Raw genomic sequence first — 1,407 nt, 5'->3', positions numbered from 1 at the left:
GGCGGGGCCCGTTGCGCCCGTAGGCCCCTGCGGCCCGGTTGCGCCCACAAACCAGGGGCAAGGGAAGAAGCAGGGACAGATAAAGGCGCATTCCGGGGTGCAGCGGGTGATCCGCATCGGGACGTCGTGCGTGGCGCGGCGCGATGCGTTGGAATCCGGATCGACGGCCATGGCGTCGTCACCTCCCGTTTTGGTATGGAATCGGATATTTGTTCACACAATATCGTATGTAAGCGGCATCGTTTTGGGTACAGGGGCGGGCCGTGCTGACCGCAGGTCCGGGAGCTCGTCCCGACCGTCCCGCGACGGCGCGGGTTCGATCCCGGAAAAAGAAGAGGGCGGGCCGTGCTGACCGCAAGTCAGGGAGCTTGTTCCGGCCGTCCCGCGACGGCGCGGGTTTGACCCCGGGAAAAGAAAAGAATGGGTCGTGTTGACCACAGGTCCGGGCGCTTGTTCCGACCGTCCCGCGACGGAGCGGGCTAGACCCCGGAAAAAGAAAAGGGTGGGCTGTGCTGACCACAGGTCCGGGAGCTCGTCCCGACCGTCCCGCGACGGAGCGTGTTCGACCCCGGAAAAAGAAAAGGGCGGGCCGTGCCGACCGCAGGTCCTCGAACATAGATTTTGGGTTGTCAAACTTACGCGGCAATGCTATAATAAAAAACTATAATATCCTGCCGAAACCGGTCAAATACGTGAGAAAAAAAGGGAGGCAAAACATGTTAAACACGGATTTTTCGAGCAAATTTGCCAAGGAGGGCCTGACGTTTGACGACGTCCTTTTGATCCCGGCGGAATCGAACGTTCTGCCGAAGGAAGTGGACGTCTCCACCCAGCTGACCAAGACCATTCGTCTGAACACGCCGATGATGACAGCCGCCATGGATACCGTAACGGAAACGGATATGGCGATTGCCATCGCCCGGGAAGGCGGCATCGGTATCATCCACAAAAATATGTCAATTGAACAGCAGGCGGACGAGGTGGACCGCGTCAAACGTTCGGAAAACGGCGTCATCGTCAACCCCTTCTTCCTCTCACCGGACCATTATGTGCATGATGCGAACGACATCATGGCCCGCTACAAGATTTCCGGCGTGCCGATCTGCGAGAACGGCAAGCTGGTGGGCATCATTACCAACCGCGACCTGCGGTTCATGACGGAAGCCGATTTTGACCAGAAAATCTCCGCCGTCATGACCAAGGAACACCTGGTCACCGCGCCCGTGGGGACGACCCTCAAGGAAGCCCAGGAGATCCTGCGCCAGCACCGCATTGAGAAGCTGCCCATTGTCGACGACAACGGCTATCTGAAGGGCCTCATCACCATCAAGGACATCGAAAAATCCGTACAATACCCGAATTCCGCGAGAGACGCGGGCGGCCGCCTGCTCTGCGGCGCCGCGATCG

At 59.2% G+C, this 1,407-nt stretch carries 2 protein-coding genes; both read left to right on the top strand.

The window, feature by feature from the left end; translation table 11 throughout:
* The coding region (locus BN2106_RS16565; RefSeq protein ID WP_207641680.1) for a hypothetical protein at positions 1-352 on the top strand (352 nt) is incomplete at its 5' end.
* A 364-nt stretch (positions 353-716) separates the two neighbouring features.
* The coding region (gene guaB, locus BN2106_RS00010) for an IMP dehydrogenase (RefSeq protein WP_154666356.1) at positions 717-1,407 on the top strand (691 nt) is incomplete at its 3' end.

The organism is Anaeromassilibacillus senegalensis, assembly GCF_001261775.1.
GTDB classification, from domain to species: domain Bacteria; phylum Bacillota; class Clostridia; order Oscillospirales; family Acutalibacteraceae; genus Anaeromassilibacillus; species Anaeromassilibacillus senegalensis.
The sequence above is the reverse complement of the archived record's forward strand: the minus strand, read 5'-3'. Positions and strand labels throughout refer to the sequence as shown.